Source organism: Mesorhizobium sp. M1143 (assembly GCF_040318435.1).
Taxonomy (GTDB): Bacteria; Pseudomonadota; Alphaproteobacteria; order Rhizobiales; family Rhizobiaceae; genus Mesorhizobium.
The window spans coordinates 1-17,505 of sequence record NZ_JAMYMJ010000076.1; the positions used below are offsets into that span (position 1 = coordinate 1).

Annotated in this window: 16 protein-coding genes; 6 read left to right on the forward strand and 10 right to left on the reverse strand. The window is 63.8% G+C overall.

The window, feature by feature from the left end; all coding sequences use genetic code 11:
• The coding region (locus NKH35_RS28960; protein WP_352917178.1) for an ATP-dependent helicase at positions 1-1,099 on the reverse strand (1,099 nt) is incomplete at its 3' end.
• A 284-nt stretch (positions 1,100-1,383) separates the two neighbouring features.
• On the opposite strand from NKH35_RS28960, the gene NKH35_RS28965 reads away from it, so the two are divergent.
• On the forward strand, positions 1,384-3,696 hold the full coding sequence (locus NKH35_RS28965) for a glucose/quinate/shikimate family membrane-bound PQQ-dependent dehydrogenase (RefSeq protein WP_352917180.1): 2,313 nt from the start codon (positions 1,384-1,386) through the stop codon (positions 3,694-3,696).
• A gap of 116 nt (positions 3,697-3,812) precedes the next feature.
• On the opposite strand, the gene NKH35_RS28970 is transcribed toward NKH35_RS28965, so the two are convergent.
• Entirely contained in the window at positions 3,813-4,313 is a 501-nt protein-coding gene (locus NKH35_RS28970; RefSeq protein ID WP_352917182.1) for a hypothetical protein, read from the reverse strand.
• 148 nt (positions 4,314-4,461) lie between these two features.
• Between NKH35_RS28970 and NKH35_RS28975 the strand changes: the two genes are divergently transcribed.
• Positions 4,462-5,358 carry a dienelactone hydrolase family protein gene (locus NKH35_RS28975; protein ID WP_352917184.1) on the forward strand — a complete coding sequence of 299 codons (897 nt, stop codon included), beginning with the start codon at positions 4,462-4,464 and terminating at the stop codon, positions 5,356-5,358.
• Positions 5,359-5,361: 3 nt separating this feature from the next.
• Here NKH35_RS28975 and NKH35_RS28980 read toward each other — a convergent pair whose 3' ends face one another.
• The 4 genes from NKH35_RS28980 to NKH35_RS28995 form a co-directional block, all read right to left on the reverse strand.
• Complete coding sequence (locus tag NKH35_RS28980; protein WP_023668313.1) at positions 5,362-5,811, reverse strand: response regulator; 450 nt, start codon at positions 5,809-5,811, stop codon at positions 5,362-5,364.
• Positions 5,808-6,956, reverse strand: coding sequence for a histidine kinase dimerization/phosphoacceptor domain -containing protein (locus tag NKH35_RS28985; protein WP_023667428.1), 1,149 nt, complete (start codon positions 6,954-6,956; stop codon positions 5,808-5,810). Before NKH35_RS28985 ends, NKH35_RS28980 begins: the two co-directional genes overlap by 4 nt.
• 260 nt (positions 6,957-7,216) lie before the next feature.
• On the reverse strand, positions 7,217-7,414 hold the full coding sequence (locus NKH35_RS28990) for a hypothetical protein (protein ID WP_013531006.1): 198 nt from the start codon (positions 7,412-7,414) through the stop codon (positions 7,217-7,219).
• Positions 7,415-7,560: 146 nt separating this feature from the next.
• Positions 7,561-8,046: a thioesterase family protein gene (locus NKH35_RS28995; RefSeq protein WP_352522194.1), complete on the reverse strand. Its 486-nt coding sequence runs from the start codon at positions 8,044-8,046 to the stop codon at positions 7,561-7,563.
• Between the two features lie 102 nt (positions 8,047-8,148).
• Between NKH35_RS28995 and NKH35_RS29000 the strand changes: the two genes are divergently transcribed.
• The 3 genes from NKH35_RS29000 (at position 8,149) to NKH35_RS29010 (ending at position 14,126) form a co-directional block, all read left to right on the forward strand.
• Entirely contained in the window at positions 8,149-9,558 is a 1,410-nt protein-coding gene (locus NKH35_RS29000) for an FAD-binding oxidoreductase (RefSeq protein WP_352522193.1), read from the forward strand.
• Positions 9,559-9,623: 65 nt separating this feature from the next.
• The gene (locus NKH35_RS29005; RefSeq protein ID WP_352522192.1) at positions 9,624-10,058 is read left to right on the forward strand and encodes a hypothetical protein; all 435 of its coding nucleotides are present in this window, start codon (positions 9,624-9,626) and stop codon (positions 10,056-10,058) included.
• A gap of 153 nt (positions 10,059-10,211) precedes the next feature.
• On the forward strand, positions 10,212-14,126 hold the full coding sequence (locus tag NKH35_RS29010) for an AsmA family protein (protein ID WP_352917186.1): 3,915 nt from the start codon (positions 10,212-10,214) through the stop codon (positions 14,124-14,126).
• Positions 14,127-14,133: 7 nt separating this feature from the next.
• On the opposite strand, the gene NKH35_RS29015 is transcribed toward NKH35_RS29010, so the two are convergent.
• The 4 genes from NKH35_RS29015 to NKH35_RS29030 form a co-directional block, all read right to left on the reverse strand.
• Positions 14,134-14,355, reverse strand: coding sequence for a ribbon-helix-helix domain-containing protein (locus tag NKH35_RS29015; RefSeq protein ID WP_023668319.1), 222 nt, complete (start codon positions 14,353-14,355; stop codon positions 14,134-14,136).
• Positions 14,356-14,368: 13 nt separating this feature from the next.
• Positions 14,369-14,563, reverse strand: a complete 195-nt coding sequence (locus NKH35_RS29020) for a DUF4169 family protein (protein WP_023667420.1) — start codon at positions 14,561-14,563, stop codon at positions 14,369-14,371.
• Between the two features lie 18 nt (positions 14,564-14,581).
• A complete protein-coding gene (locus tag NKH35_RS29025) occupies positions 14,582-15,127 on the reverse strand; it encodes an SspB family protein (RefSeq protein WP_023667419.1) in 546 nt (181 codons plus the stop codon).
• A gap of 130 nt (positions 15,128-15,257) precedes the next feature.
• Positions 15,258-15,941, reverse strand: a complete 684-nt coding sequence (locus NKH35_RS29030; RefSeq protein ID WP_023668320.1) for a TetR/AcrR family transcriptional regulator — start codon at positions 15,939-15,941, stop codon at positions 15,258-15,260.
• 188 nt (positions 15,942-16,129) lie between these two features.
• Here NKH35_RS29030 and NKH35_RS29035 point away from each other — a divergent pair, with 188 nt between their 5' ends.
• Positions 16,130-17,335, forward strand: coding sequence for a multidrug effflux MFS transporter (locus NKH35_RS29035; protein WP_352917188.1), 1,206 nt, complete (start codon positions 16,130-16,132; stop codon positions 17,333-17,335).
• Positions 17,336-17,505 lie beyond the last annotated feature (170 nt).

The window sequence follows — 17,505 nt, forward strand, 5'->3', positions numbered from 1 at the left end:
CCCCCGCCGCCCCCCCGCCGCCCCCCCCCCCCCCCCCCGCCGCCCCAGCCCCCGCCCCCCCCCCCCCCCCGCCCCGCGGCCGCCGCGCCCCGCGGCCCCCCCCCCCCCCCCCCCCCGCGCCGGCCCCGCCGCCCCCCCCCCCCCCGGCGGCGGGGGGGGGGGGGCGCCCGCCCCCCCCCCCCCCGGGGGGGGGGGGCCGCCGCCGCGCGGCCCCCCCCCCCCCCGCCCCCCTCGGGGCCGCGACCTCCCCCATCGAGGGGGAGGTAGGTCTTTGCGCCAGCAGCCGCAGCCACATGTATTGCGCGGTGTTGGTGTCCTGGTACTCGTCGACGAGGATGTATTTGAAGCGCTTGTGGTAGTCCTTCAGCACGTCCGTATTGGCGCGGAAGATGCGGATCGGGTGGCAGAGCAGATCGCCGAAGTCGCAGGCGTTCAGCGTCTTCAGCCGCTCCTGATAGGCCTTGTAGAGTTCCCGGCCCTTGCCGTTGGCGAAGCTGCGCGCGTCGCCCTCGGCAATGTCGGCGGGGCCTTGGCCCTTGTTCTTCCAGCCGTCGATCATCTGCGCGAACTGCTTGGCCGGCCAGCGCTTGTCGTCGAGACCTTCGGCCTGGATCAGCTGCTTGATCAGCCGTACGACGTCGTCGGTGTCGAGGATGGTGAAATCGGATTTGAGCCCGGCCAGTTCGGCGTGCCGGCGCAAGAGCTTGACGCCGATGGAGTGGAAGGTGCCGAGCCACGGCATGCCCTCGACGGCTTCGCCGACGAGATGGCCGATGCGCTGCTTCATCTCGCGCGCGGCCTTGTTGGTGAAGGTCACCGCCAGGATCTGCGAGGGGAAAGCCCTGCCGGTGGCCAGGATATGGGCGATGCGGGTGGTCAGCACGCGGGTCTTGCCGGTGCCGGCGCCGGCCAGCACCAGGACCGGGCCTTCGGTGGTTTCCACCGCCAGCCGCTGCTCGGGGTTGAGGCCGTTGAGATAATCGGGTGCGCTGTTGGGTCCGCTGCGGGCCGCCATGGCGCGCGCGGCTATGCCCGACGGGGCCGCGGGCCGCGCATTGGGTTCGTCGAAAAAGGGCATGTCTTCCGCAAAGCCGGACATCTCCCCCGAATGTAGTGATTCGGGAGCGAAAGACCAGAAGTGTCTACGTTTTGTTCTGGTTTGGAAGTGAGATTCTGGGGCGCAGTGCGAATTTCATCGTCCCGACGCCGGACAATGTCGTGGAGGTGCTGCAGCGTGGGAGCGGAATGAAGTCGAGCGTTTGCTCTCGCCTTATGCTGGCAGGGCCAGCTTGACACACGCGGCCTGGGGGAGAAAGCTGGCGACAGGGCAGGGGCGGCTGCCCGTGAGGCGCTGCAAAGCGCATCAGTCGAAGGAGTATCGTCTTGGCTGTCGTCATCACCTCCCTCATCCTGTTCCTCATCGGCCTCGCACTTGGCGGCGGCGGCGTCTGGCTCGCGATGCTGGGCGGCAGCTGGTACTATGTCATCACCGGTCTCGCCTTCCTGATCGCCGCATGGCTGCTCTTCCGGCGCAAATCGACGGCGCTCTGGCTCTACGCGGCGATCGTGCTCGGCACGCTGGCCTGGGCGGTGTGGGAAATCGGCTTCGACTGGTGGGAACTCGGACCGCGCGGCGGCATCATCGTGCTTCTGGCGCTGTGGCTGCTGACACCTTGGGCAAGGCGGGGCCTGACCGGCCCCGACGCGCGAGCGCCGCTCATTCTGGCCGTGCTCGCTTCGCTCGCCGTCGCCGGTTATTCGATGACGGCCGATCCCAAGGACATCGCCGGCGACCTCAGCGCCGACAAGGTGACGCCGACTGCCGATCTCGGCGGCAATGTGCCTCCGGGCGAATGGCATTTCTACGGCCGTACGCAATTTGGCCAGCGCTATTCGCCGCTCGACCAGATCACGCCCGACAATGTCGCCAAATTGCAGCCGGCCTGGACCTACCAGACCGGCGACGTGAAAGGGCCGGACGATGTCGGCGAAACCACCTACCAAGTGACGCCGCTGAAGGTGGGCGACGCGCTCTATATCTGCACGCCGCACAATTTCACTATCGCCATCGATGCCGCCACCGGCAAGGAGAAATGGCGCTTCGATCCCAAGATCAAGCTCGACAAGGACCGCCAGCACCAGACCTGCCGCGGCGTGTCCTATTATGCCGATGCCAAGATCGCCGCCGGCCAGCCTTGCGCGACGCGCGTCTACCTGCCGACCTCGGATGCACGGCTGATCGCGCTCGACGCCGCCAACGGCCAGGTCTGCGCATCCTTCGCCGAGGCCGGCACGCTCAATTTGTTGACCAACATGCCGTATCCGAAGTCGGGCTATTATTACTCGACCTCGGCGCCGCTGATTGCCGGCGGCAAGATCATCATCGGCGGCGCGGTCAACGACAATTATTCGACGCAAGAGCCGTCCGGCGTCATCCGGGCCTTCGACGTCGACACCGGCGCCCTGGTGTGGAACTGGGATTCCGGCAATCCGGACCAGACAACGCCGCTGGCGGCAGGCCAGACCTACACCCACAACTCGCCCAACATGTGGTCGACGGCAAGCGCCGACGAGAAGCTCGGCCTGCTCTATGTGCCGCTCGGCAACCAGACGCCGGACCAGCTCGGGATGGGCCGCAGCGCCAATGTCGAGAAGTTTTCCTCCTCGATCACCGCGCTCGATCTGGCCACCGGGCAATTGCGCTGGGTGCGGCAGACCGTGCATCACGACCTCTGGGACATGGACGTGCCGGCACAGCCGACGCTGGTCGACATCACCACCGCTGCCGGCGTCGTTCCGGGCCTGGTTGGACCGACCAAGCAGGGCGACCTCTACGTGCTCGACCGGCGCAGCGGCGAGCCGATCATCCCGATCAAGGAAGTGCCGGCGCCGGGCGGCGCTGTCGAGGGCGATCACACGTCACCGACGCAGCCGGTCTCGGATCTCTCCTTCAATCCGAGGCCGCTGACCGGCGCCGACATGTGGGGCATCACCATGTTCGACCAGCTGGCCTGCCGGATCGAATTCCAGGGCCTGCGCTACGAGGGCCGCTATACCCCGCCATCGGTGCAGGGGTCGCTGGTCTATCCCGGTAATTTCGGCACATTCAACTGGGGCGGCGTCGCCGTCGATCCGGTGCGGCAGGTGATGTTCGGCATGCCGACCTATCTGGCGTTCAAATCGCAGCTCATTCCGCGCGACCAGGTGCCGCCGCCGGATGAGGGGCGCGGCAGCGAGCAGGGGCTGAACCGCAATGAGGGCGCACCCTATGCGGTGGTGATGGGGCCGTTCCTGTCGCCGCTCGGCGTGCCCTGCCAGGCGCCGCCATGGGGCTATGTGGCCGGGGCCGACCTCAGAACCGGCAAAATCGCCTACAAGCACCGCAACGGCACCGTCTATGACATGACGCCATTGCCCTTGCCGCTGAAGGTCGGTGTTCCCGGTATTGGCGGGCCGATGATCACCGCCGGCGGTGTCGTCTTCCTGGGCGCGGCGGTCGACGACTATCTGCGCGCCTATGACCTGACATCGGGCAAGCAGCTCTGGCAGGCCAGGCTGCCGGCCGGTGGGCAGTCGACGCCGATGACCTACACCGTCGCCGACGGCCGCCAGTTCGTGGTCATCGTCGCCGGCGGCCACGGCTCGGTCGGCACCAAGCCGGGCGACTATGTGATGGCCTATACGCTGCCGAAGTAGCAGCGATGTGACTTAGGTAGGTGATCGGCCCGGCAGATATTCTGGCAATGTCGCGCCGCCCCTCATCTGCCTGCCGGCATCTTCTCCCCGTATAGTGACGGGGAGAAGGGGCAGCTTCAGCGTTGGCGCCCTTCCCTGCAACGCTGGCGATTGGCGAAATCATCGATGACGGCATCCTTCTCCCCGTCACTAAACGGGGAGAAGTGCCCGGCAGGGCGATGAGGGGCAGCAGCAGCCTTGGTCAGCTTGCGTAAGAGATGGCCTTTGAGGCTGGGCACGGAGCCCAGTACTTCATTGGTTAGCTGCGGCCCTGTTTCGGCCTGCTGGATCAGCGTGGTGACGGCCGACGCCGGTCGACGCGGACCTTCACCATCCGAGCGGCGGCTGCGGCAGCAGCGGAGCGCATTGCCAGCAAGGCAGCAACAGCAAGCACGAGCGCGCTTGCAAGGATCGGAGTGGACAAGGTCATGGCGTTGTTCCTTCTCGTCGGGCTCGCGGCTGCGGGCGAGACCATCATCAGCTTCCTTCCATATTGTGGCGGCACCATCGACATTCACTGAAATGACCAAAATGTGATGAGCGCGTTCCGCGGGGCCGCCGCATCGTTCGAGGCGCAAGCGTCACGCGTCCGTTGACTGGACCATGAGAGCTTCCACCCTATCTTGATCCGCGAGGTAATCCCGGAATAACCGCAAGTCATCCCGGAGTGACCCGCAAGGTCATTCCGGAGTGACCGTGAGATCATCTCCTGACGAGGAGCACGCCATGACGAAATCCACCGCCGAAGCCGTCAAACCTGCCATCACCCAGGCGATGATCGATGCCTATGACGAATACACGCATCTGACGCTCGACCGCCGCCGCTTCATGGAGCAGCTGACCAGGCTTGCCGGATCGGGCGCGGCGGCGGCCGCGATCGCGCCGCTGCTTGCGGCGAATTCGGCGCAGGCGGCAATCGTCGCCGACAACGATCCGCGCGTGAAGGCTGAAGATATCACCTATTCCGGCAGCAGCGGTGAGATGCAGGGCTATCTGGTCAGGCCGGCGGACCAGTCCGGCAAGCTCGGCACCGTCATCGTGGTGCATAAGAACAGGGGGCTCAACCCGCATATCAAGGATGTGGCGCGGCGCGTTGCGCTGGAGGGGTTCGTGGCGCTGGCGCCGGATTTCCTGTCGCCGCTCGGCGGCACGCCCGCCGACGAGGACAAGGCGCGCGACATGTTCACCAAGCTCGACGCCAGCCAGGTCACCGCCGATGGTGTGGCGACCATCGCCTATCTCAAGGGCGAGAAGGACGGCAACGGCAAGGTCGGTGCTGTCGGCTTCTGCTGGGGCGGCGGCACGGTCAACAATCTGGCGGTCAACGCGCCCGATCTCGCCGCCGGCGTCGCCTATTACGGCATGCAGCCGAAGGCCGAGGATGTGGCGAAGATCAAGGCGGCGCTGTTGCTGCACTATGCCGGGCTCGACGAGCGCATCGACGCCGGCATCGATGCCTACAAGAAAGCGCTCGACGCCGCCCATGTCGAATACACGCTCTATGTCTATGACGGCGTCAACCATGCCTTCAACAACGACACCTCGGCCGCGCGCTACGACAAGAAGGCAGCCGATCTCGCCTGGGGCAGGACGATCGCTTTCCTCAAGGAGAAGCTGGCGTAGGCTTCAGGCCGCCGACGACGCCCATACGCTCTCATAGGCCGGCGACAGCGTAAAGCCGGCCGGCAGCACCGAGACCGGGGGCGGACGCCGCACGCCCTCCTGCAGATAGCGCAACGCCGACACCAGTCCGTTCATCGTGTAGGGCTTGGCGATGACACCGATCGCGCCGGCGAAATGGTCGGGGATGCGTTTTGGATTGGCGGTCATGAACACCACCATGGAACGGTTACCCTCGCGGATATGCTCGGCAACCTCGACCCCGGTTGGTCCGTCGGCGAGGTGGATATCGACAAAGGCAATATCGGCATCGGCGGTATCAATCATACCTCTTGCTTCGGCCAACGATGTCGCCCAACCCACAACGCTGTGGCCGGCTTCCTCGACGAGGCTTTCCAGTTCCATCGCCAGCAACGCCTCATCCTCGACGATCAGGACCTTGAGCGGTTCGTTCATGACAGCTTCCCTTTCTGCTGCGGTTCGTTCGGCATCGAGATGACGACCTTTGTGCCCGGGCCGGCGTCGCGCCATTCGATGTCGGCATGCAACTGACGGGCAAGCGACTTGATCAGCCGCATGCCGAAGGAAGCATCGCCACTGGCCTCGGCCATGCCGACGCCGTCATCGGAAACCTCGATGTTGAAGTGGCCGTCGGGCTGGCTCATCTTGATGCCGATGCGCCCCGCGGTGGTGCCGTCCGGCTTTGCCTTGAAGGCGTGCTTCAGCGCGTTGGTAACAAGCTCATTCACCATCAAGGCAACAGGCGTGGCTTTTTCGGCCGGAATGACGATGGGTTCGAGGTCCAGCGTCGGCTTGATCTCGGCGCGTCCGGATGCGGTCAGCAGGTCGGTGACCAGATCCCTGGCGAAATCCGAGACATCGAAGCGGCTGACATCCTTTGACTGGTAGAGACGGCGATGCACCGTGCTCAGCGCCTCGATGCGCTCCAGCATGGTGGTCAGCGATCGCTTTGTCGCTTCATCCTTGATTGCCCGGCTTTGCATGATGATCAGCGAGGAGATCATCTGCAGGTTGTTTTTCACCCGATGGTCGACCTCGTGCAGCAGCGTGGTCTGCGCCTCAAGGGCGGCCTCAAGCTCGCGCGTGCGTTCCTTGACAGCCTTTTCAAAGCGGTTCTTGTCGGCGGTGATGCGATCCTCGGAGCGCTTGCGATCGGAGACATCGAGCTGTGAGGCAAAGAAGAACAGGAGTTCGCCTTTGTCGTTGGAAACCGGGCTGATGTAGAGCGCATTCCAGAATGTCGAGCCGTCCTTACGGTAGTTCAACAGATCGATGGCGATATCGGTTCCCGCTGCTATCGCGTCGCGCACGCTAGCCACAGCTGCCTTGTCTGTCTCTGGCCCCTGCAGGAAGCGGCAGTTCTTGCCCATGACCTCGTCGCGCTCGTAGCCGGTCAGGCGCAGGAACGCGTCATTGGCAAAGACGATCGGATTGTCCGCCTGACGGGGATCGGTGATGACCATCGACATGCGGGTGGCGCGGATGGCGGCCGCGAACGGATCGCCCTTGCCGTGCTCGGCATGCAGATTGTCCGTCATGTGCCATGCGTCGGCCGGTTCCCTGGTCCTTTTCCAGTCCATGCTTTCACTCCAAGCCGTTTTTCAGGGGTCACAACGGCTTAGACGTGGAATTGGTTCAATCTTGATCTTCTTGTCGCAGGCAGCCGTTTGCGAAACCGAATCGCCGGTTGCGCAAACTGTCGAAATGAACGGTTTTTGAAGGTTGTCGGATGTAGCCGATTCGCTGAAAGCAGGGCTGGCGCCGACCTATAGAAATGATCAGGTCGCAATGGTCCGTGGCGGCGCTCGCCGGTGGCGGCTTTCTCAGAACAGCGGAAACATCAGGCGTGGCCACGCTTCATGCGCGCCTGCTTCAGGATGGCGCGCCAGCGGATCATGTCGAAGGGGATAGGCTCGTTGTTGTTGGCGATGTGGAAGATCTCGTTGTTGACGTTCTTCAACGAGCGCCAGAAATCATAGTCGGTGATGCGCGGATCGGCAGCCAGCCTGTCCACCTCGACCTTGATGTCGGTTTTCATGCACGTTCCTCGAACCGCCTGTTGCCCGCCGCCCGCATCGCAACTCGCATGGCACCGTTCTCAAACGGTCCGCTGAGTCGTTCAATGGCTCAAATGGCTTGTTCACGTTAAAACCTTGGTAAGGTTAACGCGGGCGCGGCAGCGCTTCAAGCGGTCCTGCGACGAATACCGATCGAACGGCCGGCCCGCTCGGGCATCGGCAGTGCAGAATGGGCGGCGCGCATGGCTTCCACCTTGGCCTGCACATCGGCGGGGAAGGGCGCGACTTTCGGCCCGGACATGTCGACATGCAGCGACAGGGTTTCGGAAGTGGCGGCGAGCCAGCCATCGACATGGCGGATTTCCTGGTAGGCCCGCAGCCGCTTGTCGTCGTGATCGATCAGCTGGAAGGATACGACGACCTTGTGTTCGAGGTGCAGTTCCTGGACATAGCAAACATGGACTTCGGCCGTGTAGATGGTCAGGCGCCGCTCTTCGACATAGTCCAGCCCCATGCCCATCGCCTCGAACGCCTCATCCGAGCAGCGGTCGAACAACACGTTGTAATAGGCCATGTTGAGATGGCCGTTGTAGTCGATCCAGTCCTTCTCGATGTCCATCGGTTTGGAAACGAAGGGGGCAGGGATGGGCATGGAAACTTCCTTGTTCTGGTGCTGGACAGAGCGCGGCAGTCGAGACTACGCATCCATAATCGCATAACAAGCGTGGACGCTGGTCCATTCGCGGAGGAATTCATGGCTCTGAGCGACCTCAATCCGGTCGAACGCAACGAGGAAGGCATCGCCGCCGTGCTCGGCATTCTCAAGCAGCAGCTCGGCGAACGCTTCCAGACAGGCGCGGCGATCCGCTCGCAGCATGCGCATACCACCACCTATATTCCGACGCAGGCGCCTGACGGTGTCGCGTTCCCGGAGACGACAGAAGAGGTGCAGGAGATCGTACGTGCCTGCGCCGCGCACCGCGTGCCGGTCATCGCCTTCGGCGTCGGTTCCTCGCTGGAGGGCCACACCAACGCGCCGGGTGGCGGCATCTCGGTCGACACCTCGCGCATGAACCGCATCCTGTCGGTCAACCCCGAGGATCTCGACTGCACGGTCGAGCCTGGCGTAACGCGCGAGGATTTGAATCGGCACCTGCGCGATACCGGCCTGTTCTTCCCCATCGATCCCGGCGCCAATGCTTCGCTCGGCGGCATGGCGGCAACGCGGGCCTCCGGCACCAATGCGGTGCGCTACGGCACGATGCGTGAAAACGTGCTGTCGCTGACGGCCGTCATGGCCGATGGCGAGACGGTGACGACCGGCAAGCGGGCGAAAAAGAGTTCGGCCGGCTACGATCTGACGCGGCTTCTGGTCGGCTCGGAAGGCACGCTCGGCATCATCACCTCGCTGACCTTGAAGCTGCAAGGCATTCCGCAGGCGATCTCCGGCGGCGTCTGCCCGTTTCCAAACCTCGAGGCGGCCTGCAACGCGGTCATCGCGACCATCCAGATGGGCATTCCGGTGGCGCGCATCGAACTGGTGAATGGACTGCAGATGCGGGCGATGAAGAATTACTCGAAGCTCGATTACCCCGAGAGCCCGTGCCTGTTCGTCGAGTTCCACGGCAGCGATGCCGGTGTCGCCGAACAGGCCGAAACCTTCGGTGCCATTGCTGAAGACAATGGCGGCGGGCCATTCCTGTGGACGAGCGTCGCCGAGGAGCGCACGAAACTCTGGAAGGCCAGGCACGATGCTTATTGGGCGTCGCTGACGCTGCGGCCGGGCACCAAGGGCCTGTCGACCGATGTCTGCGTGCCGATCTCGCGGCTGGCCGAATGCGTTGCCGCAACCGAGGCCGACATTGCCGAGATGGGCCTGGTTGCGCCGATCGTCGGCCATGCCGGCGACGGCAATTTCCATGTGCTGGTGCTGATGAATGTCAACGACCCCAAAGAGATCGCGCTGGCGGAGAAATTCGTCTCGCGGCTGAACATGCGGGCGATCGCCATGGACGGCACCTGCACCGGCGAACACGGCATCGGCCAGGGCAAGATCGGCTTCCTGCGCCATGAGCTCGGCCATGGTGTCGACATCATGCGCTCCATAAAAAAAGCGCTCGACCCGCAAGACATCATGAACCCAGGCAAGATATTACCTGCATAGCCGAAATGTGAGGAGCGGCAATGGATACCCTGATTATAAGGGCATCGCTTGGCAAGACACTGTTATTGCTGTCGGCCAGCCTCTTCTTTGTCCTGGCCTGCGCTTTCCTGATTTATGTCTCCGAGGACGGCGACACCGCCGGCCTTTGGTGGTGCGTGGCCTTTTTCGGGCTGGTCGCGTTGGTGTTTGCCTGGCAGCTTGTGCGGCCGCAGATTCTGGTGCTGAACGGACAAGGTTTCAGTCTCGGCGGAGGCCTTGTTCGATCGCCCAAGCTGGTCCCCTGGAAGGATATCGAAAGCTTCTTCGTCGTCCACCGCCGGCGCAGAATCGGCGATATGATCGGGTACAATTTCGCACCGGGGGTCAAGAAAAGCTCCGTCATGGGCAGCGTGACCAAAAGCCTCGGCGCCGAAGCCGCATTACCGCAGGGCTGGACATTGTCGCCCGAGGAGATGGTAGTGCTGCTGAACGAATATCGCCGACGGGCGGTGGCGGGTTAGTCTGTTGCATGTCCGCCGGCACGCAGTCACAGGCGTCCGAAATCTCTGCTCGTCCAGATACAGAGATCAAGCAACTCTGGATGAATTGCCTCTTTATCGACACGCTGATGCGGGTAGAGTGCGGCTGACTTTCAATCAACCCGTTCGGAGCTGATGCTCGCACGCCTGTTCGTGATCTTCGGTGGCTTGTTTGTGCTGGTGCTGGTTGCGGCGCTGGTGGTGCCGTATTTTGTCGATTGGACCGGGTACCGCGCCCAATTCGAGCGCGAGGCGAGCGCCATTCTCGGCCGCAAGGTGACGGTGCAAGGCGACGCCACGGCGCGGCTGTTGCCGTTCCCCTCGGTGACCTTCTCAAACGTCACGGTCGCCGGCGGCCCCGGCGGCCAGCCGGCAATGACCGTCGAGACCTTTTCGATGGACGCGGAACTGGCGCCGTTCCTGCGCGGCGAAGTGCTGATTTTCGACATGCGGCTGGTGCATCCGAAGGCGACGATCGACATCGCCGATAACGGCACGGTCGACTGGGCGATACGGCCGTCCTCGCCCTTCGACCTCAACCAGATCTCGATCGAGAAGCTGACGGTGACGGAGGGAGAAATTGCGCTCCGCCATGCCGCAGGCGGGCGCAGCCATCTGATTTCCGAGATCAATTCGACCATCTCTGCCAAGTCGCTGGCCGGGCCGTGGCGCATGGACGGAACGTTGCTGCTCGATGGCCTGCGTTCGACGGTTGCGGCTTCGACCGGCAAGGCCGAAGGCAGCGGCCAGATGCGGCTGAGGCTCAAGGTCGATCCCGATACCTATCCACTGGTCATCGAAACCGACGGCAATGCAGGCATCGTCAATGGGGCTGCCGTCTATTCCGGCCAGTTCAAGATTTCCGGCAACGACAAAAACAGCGCCGAACTGCGCGGCAGCGATAACGAGAGCGTCAAAATCAGCGCCGGCAAACCCGATCCGGGCTTCCGGCTGAACGGCAAGTTCTCGCTCGACCACCAGAAGCTCGGCGTCGACGAATTCCGCTTCGAGACCGGGCCGCTCGACAATCCCTACACAGCCGACGGCAAGGCTTCGGTCGATTTCGGCCTTAAGCCGAACTTCGCCATCGAGGCCAATGGCGCGCAGGTGCAACTGGACGAGGCGGTGGGCGCTGAGAAGGGCGCCGGCCTGACGCTGGACCAGCGCATTGCCGGAATCGAGCAGGCGCTGCTCGAACTGCCGAAGCCGAGCATCCCCGGCACTGTCGAGGTCAAGCTGCCGGCGGTGGTGGCTGGCGACACCACGGTGCGCGACGTGCATCTCTCGGCCGAGCCGGTCGAGGGCGGCTGGTCGGTGAAATCGCTGGCCGCGACCTTGCCCGGGCGCACGACGCTGGAAGCCAGCGGCATGCTCAGCGTCGAAGATCATTTCCGTTTCAGCGGCTCCATGCTGCTGGCGGTGGCGCAGCCTTCCGGCTTTGCTGCCTGGTTGTCGAAAGATGTCGACGAGGCGATCCGCCGGCTGCCGGCCGCCGGCTTCAAGGCCAAGGTGGACCTGTCGGAGAAGCGCCAGGCGTTCAGCGATCTCGAACTGATCCTCGGCAAGTCGAAGTTCACCGGCCGCATCGATTCCAACCAGCCCGACGACGCCAAGTCCTCGGTGCTGATGCGGCTCGAGGGCGGCGAACTCGATGTCGACGGGCTGACGGCCTTCGCCTCGATCTTCGTCAGCGACAAGGGCGCCAACCGCTTTTCCGACCGTGACCTCGATTTTCAGATCAAGGCAGGGCCGGTCAATGCCGGCGGGCTCACCGCCGACACGGTCGACACAGCACTCCGGCTCCGCGACGGGCTGCTCGAAATCGACCGGCTGTCGATTGGCGGCCTTGCCGGCGCCTCGATCAGCGCCACCGGCCGGATCAAGGATTTTCCGGCAAGCCCGACCGGCAAGCTCGATGCCTCGGTGGTCGCCGTCGATCTGAAGCCGCTGATCGACATTGCCGCGCAACATTATCCCGACAATCAGGTGCTGAAGGGGCTGGCTGGCCGCACGGCCGCCTATCCTGAACTGTTCCAGGACGCGCGCGTCGATCTGGTGGCGAGCGCCGCCGACAATGGCGACGGCACGACCGGGCTGGCGGTGAGCGGACAAGGCAAGGCCCGCGGTTCGGCCTTTTCGGCGTCGCTGTCGGGCAAGGGTGCCGTCGGCCAGTTGCTCGACGCGCCGGTGACGCTGACCTTCAACGCCAAAAATCCCGACGCCACCGTGCTGCTGGCGCTCTACGGCCTGCCGGCGCTGCCGCTCGGCATGCTCGGCCAGGCAAGCACCGATATTTCGGCCAAAGGCACGTTTGGCGGTGGCCTGGCGACGAGCTTCAATTTCGCCGCCGACGACTTCAGGGCGACGTTCGACGGCACCGTTGCTCAGACACCGCAAGGCGCCACCGCCAAGGGCAAGATCGGCCTCGACGCCTCCGATATAGAGCCGTGGCTGATGACCACCGGCGCCGGCCTGCCGGGTATGGGAACGGGCACCTCGACCTCGCTCAGCGCGGATGCCGATTTCGGCAATGGCCTGCTGGTGTTGAGCGGCCTCAGCGGATCCATCAACGAGTCGGAGATTTCGGGCGACGTCAACATCGATGCGAAGCAGGGGCTGCCGCATTTTGCCGGTGCGCTGGCGCTCGACGAACTGGACCTCGACCCGATTGCGGTTGCGCTGTTCGGTGACCAGTCGTTCCTCAGCAGCAATGCGAACTGGCCGACGGCGCCATTCAGCCAGAAATCCAGCCTGCCGTTCAGCGCCGATCTCGATCTGACGACGGCGACGCTTGCCGCCGGACCGCTGGCGACAGCCTATGATGCGTCGCTGTCATTGAAACTGGACCAGGAAGGCATCCGCGTTTCGGACCTGAAGGCAAAACTGCTCGGCGGCGCGCTCACCGGATTGTTCGAGTTGAAGAACACAGACGGCACGGGCCTGTTCTCCGGCCAGATGAGGCTTGCCGGCGCTGACCTGGCGACTGTGCTGCCGGCTGCCGGATTGAGCGGCAACGGCGACTTCTCGACAGGGCTGTCGACCAGCGGCAAATCGGTCGACGCGATGATTGCCGCACTCTCCGGCTCGGGCACGGCGGCGCTGAAAGGCCTCACCATTGCCGGCGTCAATCCCGATGCCTTCGGTGCGTTGATTGCCAAGGCCGAAGCGATCGGGCGCGACATCGACGTGGCCAAGACCGCGGGCTTTGCGCCGCAGATTGCCGGCGACGGCAGCTTTGCTGCCGGCGATGCCGACATCGCCTTCACGGTCGCCGGCGGCACGTTGCGGGCACCACCGATCAAATTCGAAAACCAGGCGGCGACGCTGTCTGCCGACATCACGGCCGACCTCAACACCGGTACCGTCGCCACCAAGGGCGCGGTCACCTACAAGCCTGGCGTCGAGGCGCTGGTCGGCTCCGATCCGACGGTCAATTTCAGCGTCGATGGGCCGTTCGGGGCGCTGAAGAAGCAGTTCGACAGCGAGCCGCTGGCGCAATTTTTGACCCAGCGCGCGCTGGAAAAGGAGCAGCAGCGGGTCGAGGCGATGCAGGCAGCACTGCTCGAGAAGCAGCGGCTGCGGCGCGAGGTGCGCTACTACGCCGCCCTGCAGACCGAGCGCGACAACGCGGCCGAGGAATTGCGCAAGCAGGAGGAAGCGGCACGGCTCAAAGCCGAGGCCGATGCGAAGGCACAGGCTGAAGCGGATGCCAAGGCCAAGGCGGATGCCGAAGCAAAGGCCGATGCCGATGCGAAAGCGCAGGCAGAGGCTGACGCCAAGGCCAAGGCGGATGCGGACGCGAAAGCGCAGGCCGAAGAGCAGGCTGCCGAAGACGCCGCCAAGGCCGAGAACGAACGGAAGAAGGCCGAACAGGCTCGGATCGCTTCGCAGGAAAAAGCCAGGCTGGAGGCCGAGCGCAAGGCTCAGGAGCAGGCGCCGAAGGTCGACCGCTCACTTCCCGGTGTCAGTGACGGTTCGGCCCCGGCGCCGCCGAAGCCCAGGACAAATCCGTTCTCCGTCGACAATCTGCTGAAGTCGCTGGGCAATTAAGAACCATTCAGACCGCGCCGCGCTTGGCCCAGTCCAGCACATGAAGCCTGAGCGCCGAGGACAGGTTCGCATCGCGCGGTCTTGTCTCATCGATCTCCGCGACCAGGGCAGCAAGCGTCAGCTTGCGCGCGGCGGCGATGGCGACGAGATCGTCATAAAAGGGTTTTTCGAGGGAATAGCTGGTGCGATGGCCGCGGATGGTCACGGAGCGTTTTTCGACCGGGCTCACCGCAGGCGGTCCATCAATCGCCCTGGTCTTCCGGGCGTTCGCGGCGGTGGCCGGCGACGAATTTTTCGGCCTTGTCCGATGTCAGACGGTCACGAGTTCTTTCGGCTTTGGAACGGCCGTGCAGAGCGCGGTTCTCGCCGGCGAGCTTTTCCTTTTCGGTGCGCGCCTTCTGCTTGCGGACCTGGCGAAGGTTGACGATTTCGCCCATGTCGCGCCGACCGTCCCACTACTTCTTGCGGAAGGCGTCGAGCGACACGACGTCGGCGCCCTTGCCGGCGGCGGCATCGGCCACGGCGGGCTTTTTCTCCGCCTCAGTGGCAGCTGCCTTCTTCTCGGCCTTCGGTTTTTTCTCGGAGACGATAGCCAAAGGCTCGGCAGCCGGCTGGGCGGCTGCATCGTCTTCCGCCGGGACGTCGGTCTTAACGTCGAATTCGAGTTCGAAATTGACCGATGGGTCGTAGAAGCCGCGTACGGCCGAGAACGGGATTTCCAGCTTCTCCGGCACGTCGGAGAAGGACAGCCCGACCTCGAAGCCGGTATCGGTCACCTTGAGGTCCCAATACTGGAACTGGATGACGATGGTCATCTGTTCGGGATAGCGCTCGCGCAGCCTGGAGGACACCCGCACGCCCGGCGCGCCGGTCAGGAATGTGATGAAGAAATGATGATTGCCGGGAAGGCCGGTGCGCGCGACTTCGGCCAGGACCTTGCGCATGACGCCGCGCAATGCCTCCTGGGCCAGAATGTCGTAGCGGATGTGGTCGTCGGCCATGTGCTGGTCGGGTTCCGTTGAATCGTCCGCATAGCTGTAATCAAGCTTGAGCGCGGCGTAAACCGGATATAGATCGCTGATGCGCCGAAGCGAAGCCCGTAACGGACGATTTGATCGCCTGCTTTGGCGTTCAGGCGCTGGCCAGCTGTTTTTCCACCGCTGCCGCTGATCTGCGCTTGCCGAAGGCGCGCAGGAATGTGCGCACGCCGTGGGTCGCGGATTGCAGCACTTCATCTTCCGACGGCATGCCGCCGAGCATGAAGGTGGTCTGCAGTTCGGCGTTGGCTAGCGCCAGGAACTGGCGTGCGGCGACATCGGGATCGTCGACCGCGAGATGGCCGGCATGGGCGAGGCGGGCAAAACGGGCGGCAAGTGCCGGCCAGGTCCGGCCCGGCCCCTGGTCGCGCCATTCGGCGAAGAGCTCGGGATAGCGCTCGCCTTCGGTCTGGATCAGCTTGCGCAGGAAGCGTCCGTCGCGGTTGCAGATGCAGTTCTGATTCATGCGCACGGCAAAGCCGATCAGGTCGGCTTCCAGATCCTTCGGCTGGTCTGGGAAAGAGGCGAAGGTGGCGAAGATGCCGGCATTGCAGCGCTCCGTCAGATCGCGCACCACAGCCATGAAGAGCTTTTCCTTGTCGCGGTGGTGATTATAGATGGTCTGGCGCGACACGCCGGCCTCCACCGCGATCAGGTCGATATTGGCGCCGGCAAAGCCTTCCCGGCAAAAGACCGAAGCCGCCGCATCGATAATCGACATACGCTTGGCCTCGTGGCCGCGTGGCGGGAAAATGTCAGGAGAAACGGCAAGCTTCATAGAAATCTATATAGAGGTGATTGACGAATTAGACAAGGCTGTCTAAATTTGTGGACACAACAAATGGTGAATTCGCTCCGTAGAGACGAATAATCTCGCTCTGAGCCGTCGGATTTCAACGGGATGGAACGTCCTAGGGTTAGTCGTCGCGTTGGCGGCGCCAACCAGACTTGAAAGAAGCCTTTATCATAAGTCCCAAATTCCTCCGCATCGCGGTCGTGCTCGGCCTGTTGTCCGCTATCGGCCCCTTCGCCATCGACATGTATCTGCCGGCGTTGCCTTCGATCGGCGAGGATCTGCATGCCGGCACCGCCGCCGTTCAGATGAGCCTTTTGATCTTCTTCCTGTCGATGGGCTTCGGCCAGATCGTCGTCGGACCGATCTCCGACATGGTCGGCCGCAAGCTGCCGCTTTACGGCGGCCTTGCGCTGTTCATGGTCGGCGGTATCGGTTCGGCCATGAGCCCGACCATCGAATGGCTGCTCGCCTTCCGCTTCCTGCAGGGGCTGGGCGCCAGCGCCGGCATGGCGGTGCCGCGCGCCATCGTGCGCGACCTGCACACCGGCACCGAAGCCGCCAAGCTGATGTCGCTGCTGATGCTGGTGTTTTCGGTGTCGCCGATCCTGGCGCCGCTGACCGGCAGCCAGATCATCGAGAATTTTGGCTGGCGCGCCGTGTTCTGGACGGTGACGGGCGCGGCCCTTCTGGCCACCATTCTGCTGGCGACCTCGCTGAAGGAGACGCGGCCGGCGGAAGAACGCGTCGGTTCGTCCTTCGGAACCGCACTCGCCGGCTATCGCTTCCTCATGGGTGACCGCAATTTCCTCGGCCTGGTGGCGATCGCCGGCTTCGGCATCGCCAGCTTCTTCGTATACCTCTCGAGTTCGTCCTACATCCTGATCGACCATTACGGGCTGTCGCCTTCCGTCTACAGCGTGTTCTTCTCGATCAATGCGGTGGCCTTCATCGGCATGTCGCAACTGACGGGGATGCTGTCGGAGCGCTTCGGGCTGAAGCGCGTCGTCTGGGTGGCGGTAACCGGCTATGCCACGACGATGGTTGTGCTGTTCGCAGTCATGGCGACCGGCGTCGACCGGCTCGATGTTATGGCGGCACTGCTGTTCGTCGGCTACGGCTTCCTCGGCCTGGTCATCCCGACGACGTCGGTGCTGGCCATGGAAGAGCATGGCGAGATCGCCGGCACGGCCTCGGCGCTGATGGGCACCCTGCACTTCGCCATCGGTGCGCTGGCGATGGGCGTCGCCGGCATCTTCTTCGACGGCACCCCGCTGCCCATGGTGGCCGGCATCACGCTCTGCGCGGTGATCTCGTTCACGCTGGCCAAACTGACGCTTGGCCGCTCGCGCGAAGCCGTTGAAGCGCCGGCCGAGTAAGCTGACCGCAATCGACCGGAAAGGCCGGGTCATCCCGGCCTTTTTCACGTCTGGGGTAATCCGGCCCCGGCCAGATGAACTGACCCCCGAAAGTTGGACACAACCTTCGGGGGTTTTGCATGTCCAGACACGGCGAGAGTTTCAAGCGCTCGGTTGTCGATAGCTATTTA

Bases quoted from the DNA above. Each gene is read 5' to 3' on its own strand.
- NKH35_RS28990 (WP_013531006.1), bottom strand. From the start codon at position 7,414: ATGAAAACCGACATCAAGGTCGAGGTGGACAGGCTGGCTGCCGATCCG.
- NKH35_RS29030 (WP_023668320.1), bottom strand. From the start codon at position 15,941: ATGAAGCTTGCCGTTTCTCCTGACATTTTCCCGCCACGCGGCCACGAG.
- NKH35_RS29025 (WP_023667419.1), bottom strand. From the start codon at position 15,127: ATGGCCGACGACCACATCCGCTACGACATTCTGGCCCAGGAGGCATTG.
- NKH35_RS29020 (WP_023667420.1), bottom strand. From the start codon at position 14,563: ATGGGCGAAATCGTCAACCTTCGCCAGGTCCGCAAGCAGAAGGCGCGC.
- NKH35_RS28975 (WP_352917184.1), top strand. From the start codon at position 4,462: ATGACGAAATCCACCGCCGAAGCCGTCAAACCTGCCATCACCCAGGCG.
- NKH35_RS29000 (WP_352522193.1), top strand. From the start codon at position 8,149: ATGGCTCTGAGCGACCTCAATCCGGTCGAACGCAACGAGGAAGGCATC.
- NKH35_RS29010 (WP_352917186.1), top strand. From the start codon at position 10,212: ATGCTCGCACGCCTGTTCGTGATCTTCGGTGGCTTGTTTGTGCTGGTG.
- NKH35_RS28995 (WP_352522194.1), bottom strand. From the start codon at position 8,046: ATGCCCATCCCTGCCCCCTTCGTTTCCAAACCGATGGACATCGAGAAG.
- NKH35_RS28980 (WP_023668313.1), bottom strand. From the start codon at position 5,811: ATGAACGAACCGCTCAAGGTCCTGATCGTCGAGGATGAGGCGTTGCTG.
- NKH35_RS28985 (WP_023667428.1), bottom strand. From the start codon at position 6,956: ATGGACTGGAAAAGGACCAGGGAACCGGCCGACGCATGGCACATGACG.